At 64.2% G+C, this 15,430-nt stretch carries 13 protein-coding genes and 1 tRNA gene; all 14 read right to left on the minus strand.

The annotated features are described in order from the left end of the window. Nucleotides 1-434, minus strand: a 434-nt coding sequence (gene rpsG / locus AC3A5Z_RS23795; RefSeq protein WP_487521749.1) for a 30S ribosomal protein S7, incomplete at its 3' end; no start/stop codon positions are given. A 12-nt stretch (nt 435-446) separates the two neighbouring features. Further along, on the minus strand, nt 447-818 hold the full coding sequence (rpsL, locus tag AC3A5Z_RS23800; protein ID WP_127044857.1) for a 30S ribosomal protein S12: 372 nt from the start codon (nt 816-818) through the stop codon (nt 447-449). A gap of 275 nt (nt 819-1,093) precedes the next feature. Further along, nucleotides 1,094-1,972, minus strand: a complete 879-nt coding sequence (locus AC3A5Z_RS23805) for a DMT family transporter (RefSeq protein WP_487521750.1) — start codon at nt 1,970-1,972, stop codon at nt 1,094-1,096. 115 nt (nt 1,973-2,087) lie between these two features. Beyond that, nucleotides 2,088-6,332, minus strand: coding sequence for a DNA-directed RNA polymerase subunit beta' (rpoC, locus tag AC3A5Z_RS23810; RefSeq protein WP_487521751.1), 4,245 nt, complete (start codon nt 6,330-6,332; stop codon nt 2,088-2,090). Nucleotides 6,333-6,427: 95 nt separating this feature from the next. Then, the gene (rpoB, locus tag AC3A5Z_RS23815) at nt 6,428-10,561 is read right to left on the minus strand and encodes a DNA-directed RNA polymerase subunit beta (protein ID WP_487521752.1); all 4,134 of its coding nucleotides are present in this window, start codon (nt 10,559-10,561) and stop codon (nt 6,428-6,430) included. Nucleotides 10,562-10,803: 242 nt separating this feature from the next. Then, entirely contained in the window at nt 10,804-11,178 is a 375-nt protein-coding gene (rplL, locus tag AC3A5Z_RS23820) for a 50S ribosomal protein L7/L12 (RefSeq protein WP_487521753.1), read from the minus strand. A 69-nt stretch (nt 11,179-11,247) separates the two neighbouring features. Beyond that, complete coding sequence (gene rplJ, locus AC3A5Z_RS23825; protein ID WP_107664831.1) at nt 11,248-11,763, minus strand: 50S ribosomal protein L10; 516 nt, start codon at nt 11,761-11,763, stop codon at nt 11,248-11,250. A 278-nt stretch (nt 11,764-12,041) separates the two neighbouring features. Next, nucleotides 12,042-12,740 carry a 50S ribosomal protein L1 gene (rplA, locus tag AC3A5Z_RS23830; RefSeq protein WP_487521754.1) on the minus strand — a complete coding sequence of 233 codons (699 nt, stop codon included), beginning with the start codon at nt 12,738-12,740 and terminating at the stop codon, nt 12,042-12,044. Then, on the minus strand, nt 12,740-13,192 hold the full coding sequence (rplK, locus tag AC3A5Z_RS23835; RefSeq protein WP_487521755.1) for a 50S ribosomal protein L11: 453 nt from the start codon (nt 13,190-13,192) through the stop codon (nt 12,740-12,742). The genes rplA and rplK overlap by 1 nt, the downstream gene beginning before the upstream one ends. A gap of 95 nt (nt 13,193-13,287) precedes the next feature. Continuing rightward, nucleotides 13,288-13,821 (minus strand): transcription termination/antitermination protein NusG, encoded by a 534-nt coding sequence (gene nusG, locus AC3A5Z_RS23840; protein ID WP_487521756.1) that lies wholly within the window; start codon nt 13,819-13,821, stop codon nt 13,288-13,290. 194 nt (nt 13,822-14,015) lie between these two features. Next, nucleotides 14,016-14,210 carry a preprotein translocase subunit SecE gene (gene secE, locus AC3A5Z_RS23845; protein WP_487521757.1) on the minus strand — a complete coding sequence of 65 codons (195 nt, stop codon included), beginning with the start codon at nt 14,208-14,210 and terminating at the stop codon, nt 14,016-14,018. Nucleotides 14,211-14,384: 174 nt separating this feature from the next. Beyond that, nucleotides 14,385-14,460, minus strand: a tRNA-Trp gene (locus AC3A5Z_RS23850). Between the two features lie 74 nt (nt 14,461-14,534). After that, entirely contained in the window at nt 14,535-15,173 is a 639-nt protein-coding gene (locus AC3A5Z_RS23855; RefSeq protein WP_487521758.1) for a CatB-related O-acetyltransferase, read from the minus strand. 158 nt (nt 15,174-15,331) lie between these two features. Then, on the minus strand, nt 15,332-15,430 hold a 99-nt coding region (locus AC3A5Z_RS23860; RefSeq protein WP_155326419.1), incomplete at its 5' end, for an EF-Tu C-terminal domain-related protein.

Below are 15,430 nucleotides of genomic sequence, written 5' to 3' on the forward strand. Positions count from 1 at the left end.
GCCATCTTGTGCGTGTCTTCGCGCTTTTTCACCGCGGTGCCGCGGTTGTTGCAGGCATCGGCCAGCTCGGCGGCCAGTCGCTCTTCCATGGTGTTCTCGTTGCGCTTGCGCGCCGCGATGATCAGCCAGCGGATCGCGAGGGCTTCGCGGCGTTCGACGCGGACTTCGACCGGCACCTGATAGGTGGCACCGCCGACGCGACGCGAGCGCACTTCGACCGAAGGCTTCACGTTGTCGAGCGCCTCGTGGAAGGCCTCGATCGGCTCGCGCTTGAGGCGGGACTGCACCCGCTCCAGCGCGTTGTAGACGATGGACTCGGCGACCGATTTCTTGCCATCGATCATGAGGTTGTTCATGAACTTGGTCAGAACCGTATCGCCGTATTTGGCATCGGGAAGAATTTCGCGCTTTTCGGCGGCGTGACGACGGGACATCTCTGCCTCTCCTTACTTCGGACGCTTCGCGCCGTATTTCGAACGACGCTGACGACGGTCTTTGACACCCTGGGTATCGAGAACACCGCGCAGGATGTGGTAACGCACGCCGGGAAGGTCTTTCACGCGGCCGCCGCGGATCAGGACGACGGAGTGTTCCTGAAGGTTGTGCTTTTCACCGGGAATGTAGCTGATGACCTCGAAGCCGTTGGTCAGACGCACCTTGGCGACTTTCCGCATGGCCGAGTTCGGCTTTTTCGGCGTCGTGGTGTAGACGCGCGTGCAGACGCCGCGCTTTTGCGGGCAGGATTCCAAGTGCTGCGACTTGGACCGTTGTACTCGAGGCTCCCGCGGCTTGCGGATGAGCTGTTGGATCGTTGGCATTCACGTTCCCCGTGTTGCAACCCGTTTCATTTACGCCTGCCCGGATCCGTTCGGGGGGCGCCGTTCGTGATGTTCCGCTTGCACAAAACACCAATACCGCATGCGTCCCCTTCGCGGGGACGACGCGGTGGAATTCCAGAGGATCGGGGCTTGGAGGCCCGGATCGTGACCACTTATTCTCACTAGGTCCCGGCAGCAGGCCATGCCCGCAGCTCAGGTAGGCGGCGTATAGGGGGAGTCGCGCGGGATGTCAACAGGCGCTGGGGGTTCTGGCCTCAGGCGGTGCCGCGGCGGACGCGAGACTCCCGATAGATCGTGAAGAGCCCGGTGGCAACCACGATCGACGCCCCGACCACCGTCCAGCGGTCGGGCAAGGTGCCGAAGACCAGCCAGCCGAGCAGGATCGCCCAGAGCAGTGCCGTGTAGCGGAAGGGCGCGACAAAGCCGATATCGCCCACCCGCATCACCATGATGACAAAGAGATATCCGATCACCATCGCCACGGCAGACCCCGCGAGGGTCACGACCTGCGCCAGTGTCACCGGCTCCCACCCGCCCCAGGTGGCGCCGATGGCCCCCATCCCGGTGATGACCAGCGACGACCAGATCGCCACGGTGACCGAGGGCACCCCACGCGACAGCTCGCGCGTCGCCAGATCGCGGACCACGACGCAGGCGACCGAGGCGAGGCCGAGCATCGCCCAGATATCGAATCCGCTAGTGCCGGGCCGGATGATGATCAGCACGCCGACAAAGCCGATGCCGATCGCCAGCATCCGCCGCCAGCCGACCGGCTCCCTGAGGAACAGCGCGGCGGCCAGCGTCACCGCCAGCGGCGTCGATTGCATGATGGCCGACAGGTTGGCCAGCGGCAGGTAAATCAGCGCGGTGAGGAAGGTGACGGTCGCGCCGACCTCTGCCAGGGCGCGCAGGCTGACGATGCGCACATCCCGGGGCGGGAGGCGGAGCCGCAGCCCTCCGGTGATCGCGCCGACCAGAAACAGCAGCGGCAGCGAGATCGTGCCCCGGATCGCGACCGCCTCGAACAGCGGCAGCGCCAGCGAGACCGCCTTCATGCAGGCGTCGTTCAGGGTGAAGGCCGCCATGGCGATGTTCATGTAGAGCGCGCCGCGCACGTTGTCCGAGATCTGCATGACGCCTGCCCGTTGGTTTCGCGGCACCCTAATCGCGGGATTCGGAAGGCGAAAGGGCAAAGAAAAACCCCCGTGCCGGGGGCACGGGGGTTCTTCGATGTCTTGCGCGACGAACTTACTCGTCGCGGCTCTCGACGGTGTCCACCAGACCGGAGTCGGTTTCCACGTCGTAGACGTCCTGCACCGGAGCGGCCAGCGCCGCGGCGGTTTCCGCCTCGGAGCGCCGCGCCTCGATCACCGTCTGGTCGCGATCCGCGGCGATCTTCTTCACGCGGCTCGTGGCACCGCCGGTCCCTGCCGGGATCAGACGGCCGACGATGACGTTCTCCTTCAGGCCGACCAGCTTGTCGCGCTTGCCCTGCACCGAAGCCTCGGTGAGCACCCGCGTCGTCTCCTGGAACGAGGCCGCCGAGATGAAGCTGCGGGTCTGCAGCGACGCCTTGGTGATCCCGAGCAGGATCGGCTCGGCCGTGGCCACCCGCATCCCGTGCTTCATGGCCTTCTGGTTGAACTCGTCAAGCTCGGCCTTGTCGACATGCTCGCCCTTGAGCAGCGTCGTCTCGCCCGAGTCGAGGATCTCGAACTTCTGCAGCATCTGCCGCACGATCACCTCGATATGCTTGTCGTTGATCTTCACGCCCTGCAGTCGATAGACGTCCTGCACCTCGTCGATCATGTAGTTCGCCAGAGCCTCGACCCCCAGGATCCGCAGGATGTCATGCGGAGCCGGGTTGCCGTCCATGATGTAGTCGCCCTTCTGCACGAAGTCGCCTTCCTGCACTGGGATATGCTTGCCCTTCGGCACCATGTACTCGACCGAGTTCACCGTGTCGTCGACCGGCTCGATGGTGATGCGGCGCTTGTTCTTGTAGTCCTTGCCAAAGCGCACATAACCGTCGTGTTCGGCGATGATCGCGTGATCCTTCGGACGACGCGCTTCGAACAGTTCCGCCACGCGGGGAAGACCCCCGGTGATGTCCTTGGTCCGGGCGCCTTCGCGCGGGATACGCGCCACCACGTCGCCGGGTTTCACGTCCTGGCCGTCCTCGACCGACAGAACCGCGTCCACCGACATCTGATAGGAGATCGGGTTGCCTGCCTCGTTGCGCACCGGATCGCCCGTCACCGGGTCCATGATGATCACTTCCGGCTTCAGATCGTTGCCCTTGGGCGCGGAGCGCCAGTCGGACACGATCTTCTGCGTCATGCCGGTCGCCTCGTCGGTGTCCTCGCGGACCGAGATCCCCGAGACGAGATCGACGAAGCGCGCCACACCGCCCTTTTCGGCGATGATCGGCAGGGTGTAGGGGTCCCATTCGAACAGCTTGGCGCCACGCTTGACGGCAGCACCGTCCTTGACGTGAACCTTCGCACCATAGGTGATCTTGTGGGCCGCCCGTTCCTGACCGGCCTCGTCGATGATGGCGATCTGCATGTTCCGGCCCATGACGATGAACTCGCCATTGGCGTTCTCGAGCAGGTTGGCGTTCCGGAACTCGATCTTGCCTTCCTGGCTGGCTTCGAGGAACGACTGCTGGCCGCCCTGCGCGATGCCGCCGATGTGGAAGGTCCGCATCGTCAGCTGCGTGCCGGGTTCGCCGATCGACTGCGCGGCGATGATGCCGACAGCCTCGCCCTGGTTCACCAGCGTGCCGCGGGCAAGGTCGCGCCCGTAGCACATGGCGCAGACGCCCTCTTCCGCTTCACAGGTCAGCGGGCTGCGGATCCGCACGGAGGCCACACCGGCCTGATCGATCAGGTCGGCCCGACGTTCGTCGATCAGCTCGCCACGCGCCACGACCACTTCGTCGGTGCCCGGAACGAGGATGTCATCCGCCGCCACCCGGCCCAGCACGCGCTCGGCAAGGCTGGAGACCACTTCACCGTCATTCACCGCGGCCGAGGCCGTGATGGCGTTTTCGGTGCCGCAGTCATGGCTGCGCACGATGCAGTCCTGCGCCACGTCGACAAGACGACGCGTCAGATAGCCCGAGTTCGCCGTCTTCAACGCGGTGTCCGCGAGACCCTTCCGGGCGCCGTGGGTCGAGTTGAAGTATTCAAGAACGGTCAGACCTTCCTTGAAGTTCGAGATGATCGGCGTCTCGATGATCTCGCCGTTCGGCTTTGCCATCAGGCCGCGCATCCCGCCGAGCTGCTTCATCTGAGCGGGCGAACCCCGGGCCCCGGAGTGGGACATCATGTAGACCGAGTTCGGCTCCTTCTCGGCGCCGGCGTCGTCGTAACGCACGGCGGAGATTTCGGCCATCATCTCGGCCGCCACCTTGTCCGAGCACTTCGACCAGGCGTCCACGACCTTGTTGTACTTCTCGCCCTGGGTGATCAGGCCGTCCATGTACTGCTGTTCGAATTCCTTCACCTGATCGCGAACGTCGTTGACGATCGGCCATTTGGTGTCGGGGATCAGCATGTCGTCCTTGCCGAAGGAAATCCCGGCCTTGAACGCCTCGCGGAAGCCCATGCCCATGATTTGGTCACAGAAGATCACCGATTCCTTCTGGCCGCAGTAGCGGTAGACGGTGTCGATGACGTTTTGCACGTCCTTCTTGCGCAGCAGGCGGTTCACCAGCTCGAACGGAGCCTTGGCGTTCAGCGGCAGCAGGTTGCCGAGACGCAGACGGCCCGGGGTCGTCTCGTAGCGCTTGATGACCTCGTTGCCCTCGTCGTCGATCTGCTTGATCCGCGCCCTGATGCGGGCATGCAGATGCACCGCGCCGGAGGCCAGCGCGTGTTCGACTTCCTCGACCGAGGCAAAGGCCATGCCCTCGCCGACCATGCCCTTGCGCTCCATCGTGGTGTAGTAGAGCCCCAGAACCATGTCCTGCGACGGCACGATGATCGGCGCGCCGTTGGCGGGCGACAGCACGTTGTTGGTCGACATCATCAGCACGCGCGCTTCCAGCTGGGCTTCCAGCGAGAGCGGCACGTGGACGGCCATCTGGTCACCGTCGAAGTCGGCGTTGAACGCCGAGCAGACGAGCGGGTGCAGCTGGATCGCCTTGCCTTCGATCAGGATCGGCTCGAAGGCCTGGATGCCCAGACGGTGCAGCGTCGGCGCACGGTTCAGCAGAACCGGGTGCTCGCGGATCACCTCGTCGAGGATATCCCAGACCTCGGGACGCTCCTTCTCGACCAGCTTCTTCGCCTGCTTGACGGTGGAGGACAGACCCTTGGCTTCGAGCCGCGAGTAGATGAACGGCTTGAACAGTTCGAGCGCCATCTTCTTCGGCAGGCCGCACTGGTGCAGCTTCAGCTCCGGGCCGGTCACGATGACCGAACGGCCCGAGAAGTCCACCCGCTTGCCGAGCAGGTTCTGACGGAACCGGCCCTGCTTGCCCTTGAGCATGTCCGACAGCGACTTCAGCGGGCGCTTGTTGGTGCCCGTGATGACGCGGCCACGACGGCCGTTGTCGAACAGCGCGTCGACGGCTTCCTGCAGCATGCGCTTTTCGTTGCGCACGATGATGTCGGGCGCGCGCAGTTCGATCAGCCGCTTGAGGCGGTTGTTGCGGTTGATGACCCGGCGGTAGAGGTCGTTCAGGTCGGACGTGGCGAAGCGGCCGCCGTCCAGCGGGACCAGCGGGCGCAGTTCCGGCGGGATCACCGGCAGCACGGTCAGGATCATCCACTCGGGGCGGTTGCCCGACTCGAGGAACGACTCGACGATCTTCAGCCGCTTGATGATCTTCTTCGGCTTCAGCTCGCCCGTGGCTTCCTTCAGGTCTTCCCGAAGCTGGGTCGCGGTCGCATCGAGGTCGATGGCCGACAGCATCTCGCGGATCGCCTCGGCGCCGATGTTGGCGGTGAAGGCGTCGGCGCCATACTGGTCCTGCGCGTCGAGGAATTCTTCCTCGGTCATCAACTGGCCATAGGTCAGGTCGGTCAGACCCGGCTCGATCACGACGTAGTTCTCGAAGTAGAGGATCCGCTCCAGATCGCGCAGCGTCATGTCGAGCATGAGGCCGATCCGGCTCGGCAGCGACTTCAGGAACCAGATATGCGCGACCGGGGCGGCGAGCTCGATATGGCCCATCCGCTCGCGACGCACCTTCTGGAGCGTGACTTCAACGCCGCACTTCTCGCAGACGACGCCGCGATACTTCATGCGCTTGTACTTGCCGCAGAGGCACTCGTAATCCTTGATCGGCCCGAAGATCCGGGCGCAGAACAGGCCGTCACGCTCCGGCTTGAACGTGCGGTAGTTGATGGTTTCCGGCTTCTTGATCTCGCCATAGGACCACGACAGGATCCGCTCCGGCGAGGCCAGAGAGATCTTGATCTCGTCGAAGGTCTTGACAGGCGCCACCGGGTTGAACGGGTTGGTGCTGAGTTCCTGGTTCATCTTCAATCCTTAGATTTGCGGCGGCGGGGGACGGTGCGGGTGGGGAAGCTCCCCACCCGTGAAGGCGTAGGGTGGGGTTTCACCCCACCACGCCGTCACTCGTCCTCCGCATCCAGGAGTTCCATGTTCAGGCCGAGGCCGCGCACTTCCTTCACCAGAACGTTGAAGCTTTCGGGCACACCGGCCTCGAAATTGTCTTCGCCCTTCACGATGCTCTCGTACATCTTCGTCCGGCCTGCCACGTCATCCGACTTCACGGTCAGCATTTCCTGCAGGGTATAGGCGGCGCCATAGGCTTCCAGGGCCCAGACCTCCATCTCCCCGAGACGCTGGCCACCGAACTGCGCCTTACCGCCCAGCGGCTGCTGGGTGACGAGGCTGTACGGGCCGGTGGACCGGGCGTGCAGCTTGTCGTCGACAAGGTGGTGCAGCTTGAGCATGTACTTCACGCCCACGGTGACCGGACGCGCGAACTGCTCGCCCGAGCGACCGTCGAACACGATGGACTGGCCGGACTCGTTGAAGCCCGCCCGGCGCAGCGCGTCGTTCACGTCGCCTTCCTTGGCCCCGTCGAAGACCGGGGTCGCGATCGGCACGCCCTTGGTCACGTTGCCCGCCAGCTCGATCAGGTCGGCGTCTTCCCGGTCGGCGAAGGCGGCTTCATAGGTCTCGTCGCCATAGGCGAGACGCATGGCCTCCTTCACCGGGGTCAGGTCGCCCGAACGGCGGAAGTCGCGCAGGGCATCGTCGATCTTGATGCCGAGGCCACGCGCCGCCCAACCCATGTGGGTCTCGAGGATCTGCCCGACGTTCATGCGCGACGGCACGCCCAGCGGGTTCAGCACGAGGTCCACAGCGGTGCCATCGGCAAGGAACGGCATGTCCTCGATCGGCACGACCTTGGAGATGACGCCCTTGTTGCCGTGACGGCCGGCCATCTTGTCGCCCGGCTGCAGCTTGCGCTTCACCGCCACGAAGACCTTGACCATCTTCATCACGCCCGGGGGCAGGTCGTCGCCGCGACGGACCTTCTCGACCTTGTCCTCGAAGCGGTGATCGAGCGCGCGCTTCTGCGCCTCGAACTGCTCGTGCAGGGCCTCGACGTCCTTGGCTTCGGCTTCCTCGCCGAGCGCCAGCTGCCACCACTGGCCGCGCGACAGCGTGCCCAGCAGATCATCGTTGATCTCGGCGCCCGGCTTCATGCCCTTCGGGCCTTTGACCGCGACCTTGCCCATCAGCAGCGTCTTGAGACGCGAGTAGATGTTGCGCTCGAGGATCGCCAGCTCGTCGTCCCGGTCACGGGCCAGACGTTCGACTTCCTCGCGCTCGATCTGCAGCGCGCGCTCGTCCTTGTCGACGCCGTGACGGTTGAAGACCCGCACTTCGACGATCGTGCCATAGGCCCCCGGCGGCAGGCGCAGCGAGGTATCGCGCACGTCCGACGCCTTTTCACCGAAGATGGCGCGCAGAAGCTTCTCTTCCGGCGTCATCGGGCTTTCGCCCTTCGGGGTGATCTTGCCCACGAGGATGTCGCCCGGCTGCACTTCGGCGCCGATATAGACGATCCCGGCTTCGTCGAGGTTGCGCAGGGCTTCCTCGCCGACGTTCGGGATATCGCGGGTGATCTCTTCCGGCCCGAGCTTGGTGTCGCGGGCGGCGACTTCGTATTCCTCGATGTGGATCGAGGTGAAGACGTCGTCGCGCAGGATGCGCTCGGAGATCAGGATCGAGTCTTCGTAGTTGTAGCCGTTCCACGGCATGAAGGCGACGATGATGTTCCGGCCAAGCGCCAGTTCACCCATGTCGGTGCAGGGGCCGTCGGCCACAACCTCGCCACGCGCCACCGTGTCGCCCACCTTCACCAGCGGGCGCTGGTTGATGCAGGACGACTGGTTCGACCGCTTGAACTTGCGCAGACGGTAGATGTCCACGCCCGGCTCGCCCGGCTCCAGAAGCTCGGTTGCGCGCACGACGATACGGGTCGCATCGACCTGGTCGATGATGCCCGCCCGGCGCGCCATGATGGCCGCCCCGGAGTCGCGCGCCACCACGGCCTCGATCCCCGTGCCCACGAAGGGCGCGTCGGATTGCAGCAGCGGAACCGCCTGACGTTGCATGTTCGAGCCCATGAGGGCGCGGTTGGCGTCGTCATTCTCGAGGAACGGGATCAGCGAGGCCGCGACCGAGACGAGCTGCTTCGGCGACACGTCGATCAGGTCGATCGCGTCGGACGGGTTCAGCATGAATTCGCCGGCTTTGCGCGACGAAATCAGGTCGTCCACGAAGCGGCCTTCGCTGTCCTGCGCCGCGTTGGCCTGAGCCACGGTGTGACGCATTTCCTCGGTCGCCGACATGTAGACCACGTCGTCGGTCACATGGCCGTCGATCACCTTGCGGTAGGGGGTCTCGATGAAGCCGTACTTGTTCACGCGGGCGAAGGTGGCCAGCGAGTTGATCAGACCGATGTTCTGACCTTCCGGCGTCTCGATCGGGCACATCCGGCCATAGTGGGTCGGGTGCACGTCGCGGACCTCGAAGCCTGCGCGTTCGCGCGTCAGACCGCCCGGCCCGAGGGCCGAGAGACGGCGCTTGTGCGTCACTTCGGACAGCGGGTTGGTCTGGTCCATGAACTGCGACAGCTGCGAGGAGCCGAAGAATTCACGCACCGCCGCCGCCGCCGGCTTGGCGTTGATCAGATCCTGCGGCATGATCGTGTCGATCTCGACCGAGGACATGCGCTCCTTGATCGCCCGCTCCATGCGGAGCAGACCGACGCGGTACTGGTTCTCCATCAGCTCGCCGACCGAGCGCACCCGGCGGTTGCCGAGGTGGTCGATGTCGTCGATCTCACCCTTGCCGTCGCGCAGTTCGGTCAGCGCCTTGATGCAGGCGATGATGTCGTCGCGGTCCAGCGTGCGCTGGGTGTCCGGCTTGCCGAGGTCGAGGCGCATGTTCATCTTCACCCGGCCGACGGCCGAGAGGTCATAGCGCTCGCTGTCGAAGAACAGCGTGTCGAACAGGTTCGACGCGGCTTCGACGGTCGGCGGCTCGCCCGGGCGCATGACGCGGTAGATGTCCATGAGCGCGGTGTCGCGGCTCATGTTCTTGTCCGCCGCCATCGTGTTGCGGATGTAGGGGCCGACGTTGACATTGTCGATGTCGAGCACCGGGATCTCGGTGATGCCCTGATCGAGCAGCAGCTTCAGGCTGCCACCCTTCACCGCGCCGTCGCGGTCGTATTCCATCGTCAGCTCGTCACCGGCTTCGACCCAGATCTCGCCGGTTTCCTCGTTGATGATGTCCTTGGCGACATAGCGCCCGACGATCTGATCGAAGGGCAGCAGCAGTTCGGAGACGCTGCCCGCCTTGATGATCTCGTTCGCCATGCGCGGGGTCATCTTGTCCCCGGCCTTGCAGATAACCTCGCCGGTGGCCGCATCGACCAGATCGAAGGCCGGACGGGTGCCGCGCATCCGCTCGGGGAAGAACTTGGTGACCCAGCCCTTGTTCTTCACATGGGTGTATTTCACGGTCTGGTAGTAGGCATCCATGATGCCTTCCTGATCCATGCCGAGGGCATAGAGCAGCGTCGTCACCGGCAGCTTGCGGCGACGGTCGATGCGCGCGAAGACGATGTCCTTGGCGTCGAACTCGAAGTCCAGCCACGAGCCGCGGTAGGGAATGATGCGGCAGGCGAACAGCAGCTTGCCCGAGGAGTGGGTCTTGCCCTTGTCGTGGTCGAAGAACACGCCCGGCGAGCGGTGCATCTGGGAAACGATGACCCGCTCGGTGCCGTTCACCACGAACGTCCCGTTGGCCGTCATCAGGGGCATGTCGCCCATGTAGACGTCCTGTTCCTTGATGTCCTTGACCGAGCGCGCGCCGGTGTCCTCATCGATATCGAACACGATCAGGCGCAGCGTCACCTTCAGCGGCGCGGCATAGGTCATGTCGCGGCTCTGGCATTCCTCGACGTCGTACTTCGGCTTTTCCAGCTCGTATTTCACGAACTCGAGAACGGCGGTCTCGTTGAAGTCCTTGATCGGGAAGACCGACTGGAACACGCCCTGGATCCCGTCGCCATCGATCGGCTTGGGGCCGTCGCCGGACTTCAGGAACAGGTCGTAGGAGGATTTCTGAACCTCGATGAGGTTCGGCATCTCCAGAACTTCACGGATCTTGCCGAAATATCTGCGGATACGCTTCTGGCCAACGTAGCTCTGAGCCATGCTCGAAGTCACCTTTCGTTTTCGCGGGCGCATGGACCGTCGGGCCACGGGCATGCGCCGCTTGCGAAGCAGGGGGTAAGGTTCCATTCATGCCATCCGTCCCACCGGGTGGCTCCCGAACCTCGAACCGCGCCTTGGAAGGGGCTTGGGCGAAAGCCCCTTCCAAGACAGGTTCGGCTGGGCCCGAAGTTGCTTCGGACCCAGCCAATTTCTCAGGGCGATGCCAGAGGCATCCGACCGGATTACTTCAGGTCGACCTTGGCGCCAGCGTCTTCCAGCTTCTTCTTGAAGCCTTCGGCGTCGGCTTTGGAGACGCCTTCTTTCACTTTGCCGCCAGCTTCCACGAGGTCCTTGGCTTCTTTCAGGCCAAGACCGGTGATCGCGCGGACTTCCTTGATGACGTTGATCTTGTTCGCACCAGCGTCGGTCAGGACGACGTCGAACTCGGTCTGCTCTTCGACCGGAGCGGCAGCGGCGGCCGGACCGGCAGCCATCATGACGGCGCCACCGGCAGCCGGCTCGATGCCGTATTCGTCCTTCAGGATGGTTTTCAGTTCTTGGGCCTGAAGCAGCGTGAGGTTCACGATTTCTTCGGCGAGTTTCTTCAGATCAGCCATTTTCTGTTCCGTTCTATCAAGATGGGGTCCAACATGGTGGGAAACAACCCACGCAGGTCGTCAGATTGCTCAAGCGGCTTCCCGCTCCTCCAGGGTGGAGAGGATGCCGGCGATGTTCGAAGCAGGCGCGCCAATGGCCCCGGCGATGCTCGACGCGGGCGCACCGATGCAAGCCACGATCGAAGCAATGAGCTCCTCACGCGACGGCATGGCGGCCACGGCTTTCACACCGGCCTGGTCCAGGATCGTGTCGCCCATTGCCCCACCCAGAATCACGAACTTGTCGTTCTTCTTGGCATAGGCTTCCGCAACCTTCGCCGCAGCGACGGGGTCCTCGGAATAGGCCATCACGGTCATGCCCGTGAGCAGGTCACCCATCTTAACGGCGGGTTTCCCTTCAAGGGCGATCTTGGCGAGCTTGTTCTTGGCAACGCGTACGGACCCGCCAACTTCGCGCATCTGCGCGCGCAGGTCCTGCATCTGTGCAACCGTGACGCCTGCGTAGTGTGCAACCACAACCACGCCAGAGCTTGCGAAGATCTGGCCGAGTTCCTCGACCACTTTCTCTTTCTGGGCTCTATCCACAGGTTCACTCCAAGTATGGGGGTTTCCCCCCGGCTCATGTTTGCCCCGGAGCGTCCGGGGCGTTCGGGTCCGCGATGTGGTCCCGAGGCCAAAATCACCCGAGGGAAATCCCCCGAAAAATCCGTCTCGATCCCCATCTCAGGCAGGAGATTAAGAGCCGAAGCTCACCCGCCGTCTCGGACAGGACAGGGCGGCGATCCTTGCGGGCCGCCCCGCCATCCCGGGCATCGCTGCGCGGGAATTTCGTGGGATGCGCGGGAAGGCGCATCCCGAAAGGCTCAGCGCGTGGTGGCCGAGGTCAGATCAACGGCGACGCCCGGACCCATGGTCGAGGACAGCGACACCTTCTTGAGGTAGGTGCCCTTCGCGCCGGTCGGCTTCGCACGGCTCACGGCTTCGACGAAGGCACGGATGTTCTCGGCGAGCTTCTCTTCGCCGAAGGACACCTTGCCGACGCCGGCATGGATGACACCGGCCTTCTCGACTTTGAACTGCACTTCGCCGCCCTTGGCGTTGTTGACCGCGTTGGTCACGTCCATCGTCACCGTGCCGACCTTGGGGTTCGGCATCAGGTTGCGCGGGCCGAGGATCTTGCCGAGACGGCCGACCAGCGGCATCATGTCCGGCGTCGCGATGCAACGGTCGAACTCGATCTTGCCCGACTGGATCGTCTCCATCAGGTCTTCCGCACCGACGATGTCCGCACCGGCGGCCTTGGCTTCGTCAGCCTTGGCGCCACGGGCGAAGACCGCCACGCGGACCGTCTTGCCCGTGCCGTTCGGCAGGGTGACGACGCCACGGACCATCTGGTCGGCGTGACGCGGGTCGACGCCGAGATTCAGCGCGATTTCCAGCGTCTCGTCGAACTTCGCCGAAGCGGCGCCCTTCACCAGAGCGACAGCATCCTCGACCGAGATCAGGTCTTTGCCAGCAAAGGCTTCCCGCGCAGCGCGCGACCGTTTTCCGAGCTTTGCCATTATGCTTTCACCTCGATACCGCAGGACTTGGCCGAGCCGAGGATGATCTGCATCGCAGCTTCCACGGAGTTGGCGTTCAGGTCCTTCATCTTGGCTTCGGCGATCGAGCGGATCTGCGCGACCGTCACGCTACCGGCAACGGCATGACCCGGCTTGACCGAGCCCTTGGCGCGGTTGCGCTTGCCCACCGGCGGAAGACCGGCGGCCTTCTTCAGCAGGAACGAGGCCGGAGCCGTCTTCAGCTCGAGGCTGAACGACTTGTCCTGGTAGTAGGTGATGATCACCGGAGTCGGGGTGCCCGGCTCGATGTCGGCGGTCTTCGCGTTGAATTCCTTCACGAAGGCCATGATGTTCAGGCCGCGCTGACCCAGGGCCGGGCCGACGGGCGGGGACGGGTTGGCTTGCCCCGCCTTGACTTGCAGCTTGAGGCTGCCGATTACCTTCTTGGCCATGAGGCCTCTCCTTTGTCACCGCTTCCCTCGGGAAGCATGGTTTAGTGGTTCGGTCCGTCACGCCCCAGGGCGCGCTCGCCTCCCACGCAGAACACTCAGACGCCCTTGGTCACCTGAGTGAATTCCAGTTCGACCGGGGTGGCCCGACCGAAGATCGAGACAGTCACCTTCAGGCGGCTGTGCTCTTCGTCCACATCCTCGACCATGCCCGAGAAGCCCTCGAACGGGCCGTCGGTGACCTGCACCGTCTCGCCGATGTCGAAGCGGATCAGGTTGCGCGGCTGCGCCTCGCCCTCTTCCACGCGGTTGAGGATGGCGTTCACCTCGGCGTCGCGCATCGGCATCGGCTTGCCCTGCGGGCCGAGGAAGCCGGTCACCCGGTTGATCGAGGAAATCAGGTGATAGCCGCGGTTCGACATTTCCATGCGGACCAGCACGTAGCCCGGCATGAAGCGACGTTCCGACGTCACCTTCTTGCCGCGCCGCACTTCCAGCACTTCCTCGGTCGGCACGAGAACCTCTTCGATCTCGTCCTCGAGCCCCGCATCCGCCACGGCTTGCTTGATCTGCTCGGCGATCTTCTTCTCGAAGTTCGAGAGGACGCTCACCGAATACCACCGCTTCGCCATGCCAAAGTCACCTTCTCTACCCGGGGGATGTCCCCGGAAGTTCTTATGTCTCGGGCAGATCTGCCCAATCCCAGAACAAAAAACAGCGCGCAACCCGAATCGCTGCGCGCCGATCTTTGTCAATCACCGCCCGAATACAGGGCGGACCCCTCCAGTTCAAGGAAATTCGCGCGAGCACCGACGGAGCGCCCGGATCAGAAGGCGTTGAGAACGGCGCTCAGCCCTTGGCGGATGCCGAAATCAACCAGCGAGAAGAAGGTCGCCGTCAGCGCCGCCATGACGAAGACCATGATCGTGGTCAGCACCACTTCGCGGCGCGTGGGCCAGACGACCTTGGCAACCTCGCTACGCACCTGCGAAATGAACTGGAAGGGATTCGCCTTGGCCATCGTCACGTCCTGAATGAGCGCCGCACGCCGCGAGGCGTCTGGGCTGGAATGAGTGTCGCGGGGCAGATACGCGCTTGGCGCGCCGAATTCAAGGCTTAGGCGCAAGGCGCGGCGCATGCACATCCGATGCACGGGTCATGCAGACGGCGGGATGCGACGATCATGGAAGAGGCTTGGCAGGAGTTGGGGGACTCGAACCCACGACCCTCGGTTTTGGAGACCGATGCTCTACCAACTGAGCTAAACTCCTAAGCCTTACCGCGAGGTATTGCACCCCGCGGACGAAATCAAGACCGAAGTTTCAGCTTCGCGCCGATTGCGGCCTCATGCCTCCATCGCGTCGAGGTTGCCCGTGGCGATGGCCTCCAGCCGTGCGGCGATGCGCTCCAGCGGCCAGTTCCACCAGGCCAGCGCCAAGAGCCGGGCGATGCGGTCGGCGTCAAAGCGCATCCGCACGACCCGCGCCGGATTGCCCGCGACGATGGCGTAATCGGGCACTGCGCCCGCCACCACTGCCCCTGCCCCGACGATGACGCCATGCCCCAGCCGCGCGCCCGGCAGGATCAGCGCGCCGTGACCGATCCAGACGTCATGGCCGATCACCGTGTCGGGAAGGCCGATCATGCCCGCCTTGTAGGGCTCCAGCGCCACCGGGTCGAAGATGGCGAAGGGATAAGTGGAGAGCCCGCCCATCGGGTGATTGGCCGAGGCCGTGAGAAAGCGCGCGCCATGGGCGATCTGGCAGAAGCGGCCGATCTCCAGCCGCTCCGGCGCGCCGGGATAGGTATAGGGCGCCAGCCGCGCCGCCCAGTCCTCGGGCGGGTCGAAATCGTTGGCATAGGTATGGTCGCCGATGCGGATGTTCGGATGGTCGATCACCCGGTTCAGATGCACCATCGAGCGGTTCTCGCGGCCATCGGCAAAACGCATCGGATACCGCAGGGCGGGGTCGAGGAAGGGCATGGCAGGCTCCGGTTCCGGTTTCGGGAAAGGTCAGAGCGGGAAGATCACCATATCGGCCTCCATCGGTGCTCGGGTCAGGCTGGCGCAAGGCGCCGCCCCGGAAAAGCGAAAGGCGCGCGAGCTTTCCCCCGCGCGCCTTCCGAAAGCTCTCGCCGAGATCAGGCGATGATCTTGGACACCACGCCCGCGCCGACGGTGCGGCCGCCTTCGCGGATGGCGAAGCGGAGTTTTTCTTCCATGGCGATCGGGGCGATCAG

This window comes from Cereibacter sp. Soil_C_27, from assembly GCF_057657095.1.

Excerpts from the sequence above, each read along its gene's own strand:
- nusG (WP_487521756.1), bottom strand. The coding sequence starts at position 13,821 with ATGGCGAAGCGGTGGTATTCGGTGAGCGTCCTCTCGAACTTCGAGAAG.
- AC3A5Z_RS23805 (WP_487521750.1), bottom strand. The coding sequence starts at position 1,972 with ATGCAGATCTCGGACAACGTGCGCGGCGCGCTCTACATGAACATCGCC.
- rpoC (WP_487521751.1), bottom strand. The coding sequence starts at position 6,332 with ATGAACCAGGAACTCAGCACCAACCCGTTCAACCCGGTGGCGCCTGTC.
- AC3A5Z_RS23855 (WP_487521758.1), bottom strand. The coding sequence starts at position 15,173 with ATGCCCTTCCTCGACCCCGCCCTGCGGTATCCGATGCGTTTTGCCGAT.
- secE (WP_487521757.1), bottom strand. The coding sequence starts at position 14,210 with ATGGCCAAGGCGAATCCCTTCCAGTTCATTTCGCAGGTGCGTAGCGAG.
- rplK (WP_487521755.1), bottom strand. The coding sequence starts at position 13,192 with ATGGCCAAGAAGGTAATCGGCAGCCTCAAGCTGCAAGTCAAGGCGGGG.
- rplA (WP_487521754.1), bottom strand. The coding sequence starts at position 12,740 with ATGGCAAAGCTCGGAAAACGGTCGCGCGCTGCGCGGGAAGCCTTTGCT.
- rpoB (WP_487521752.1), bottom strand. The coding sequence starts at position 10,561 with ATGGCTCAGAGCTACGTTGGCCAGAAGCGTATCCGCAGATATTTCGGC.
- rpsL (WP_127044857.1), bottom strand. The coding sequence starts at position 818 with ATGCCAACGATCCAACAGCTCATCCGCAAGCCGCGGGAGCCTCGAGTA.
- rplL (WP_487521753.1), bottom strand. The coding sequence starts at position 11,178 with ATGGCTGATCTGAAGAAACTCGCCGAAGAAATCGTGAACCTCACGCTG.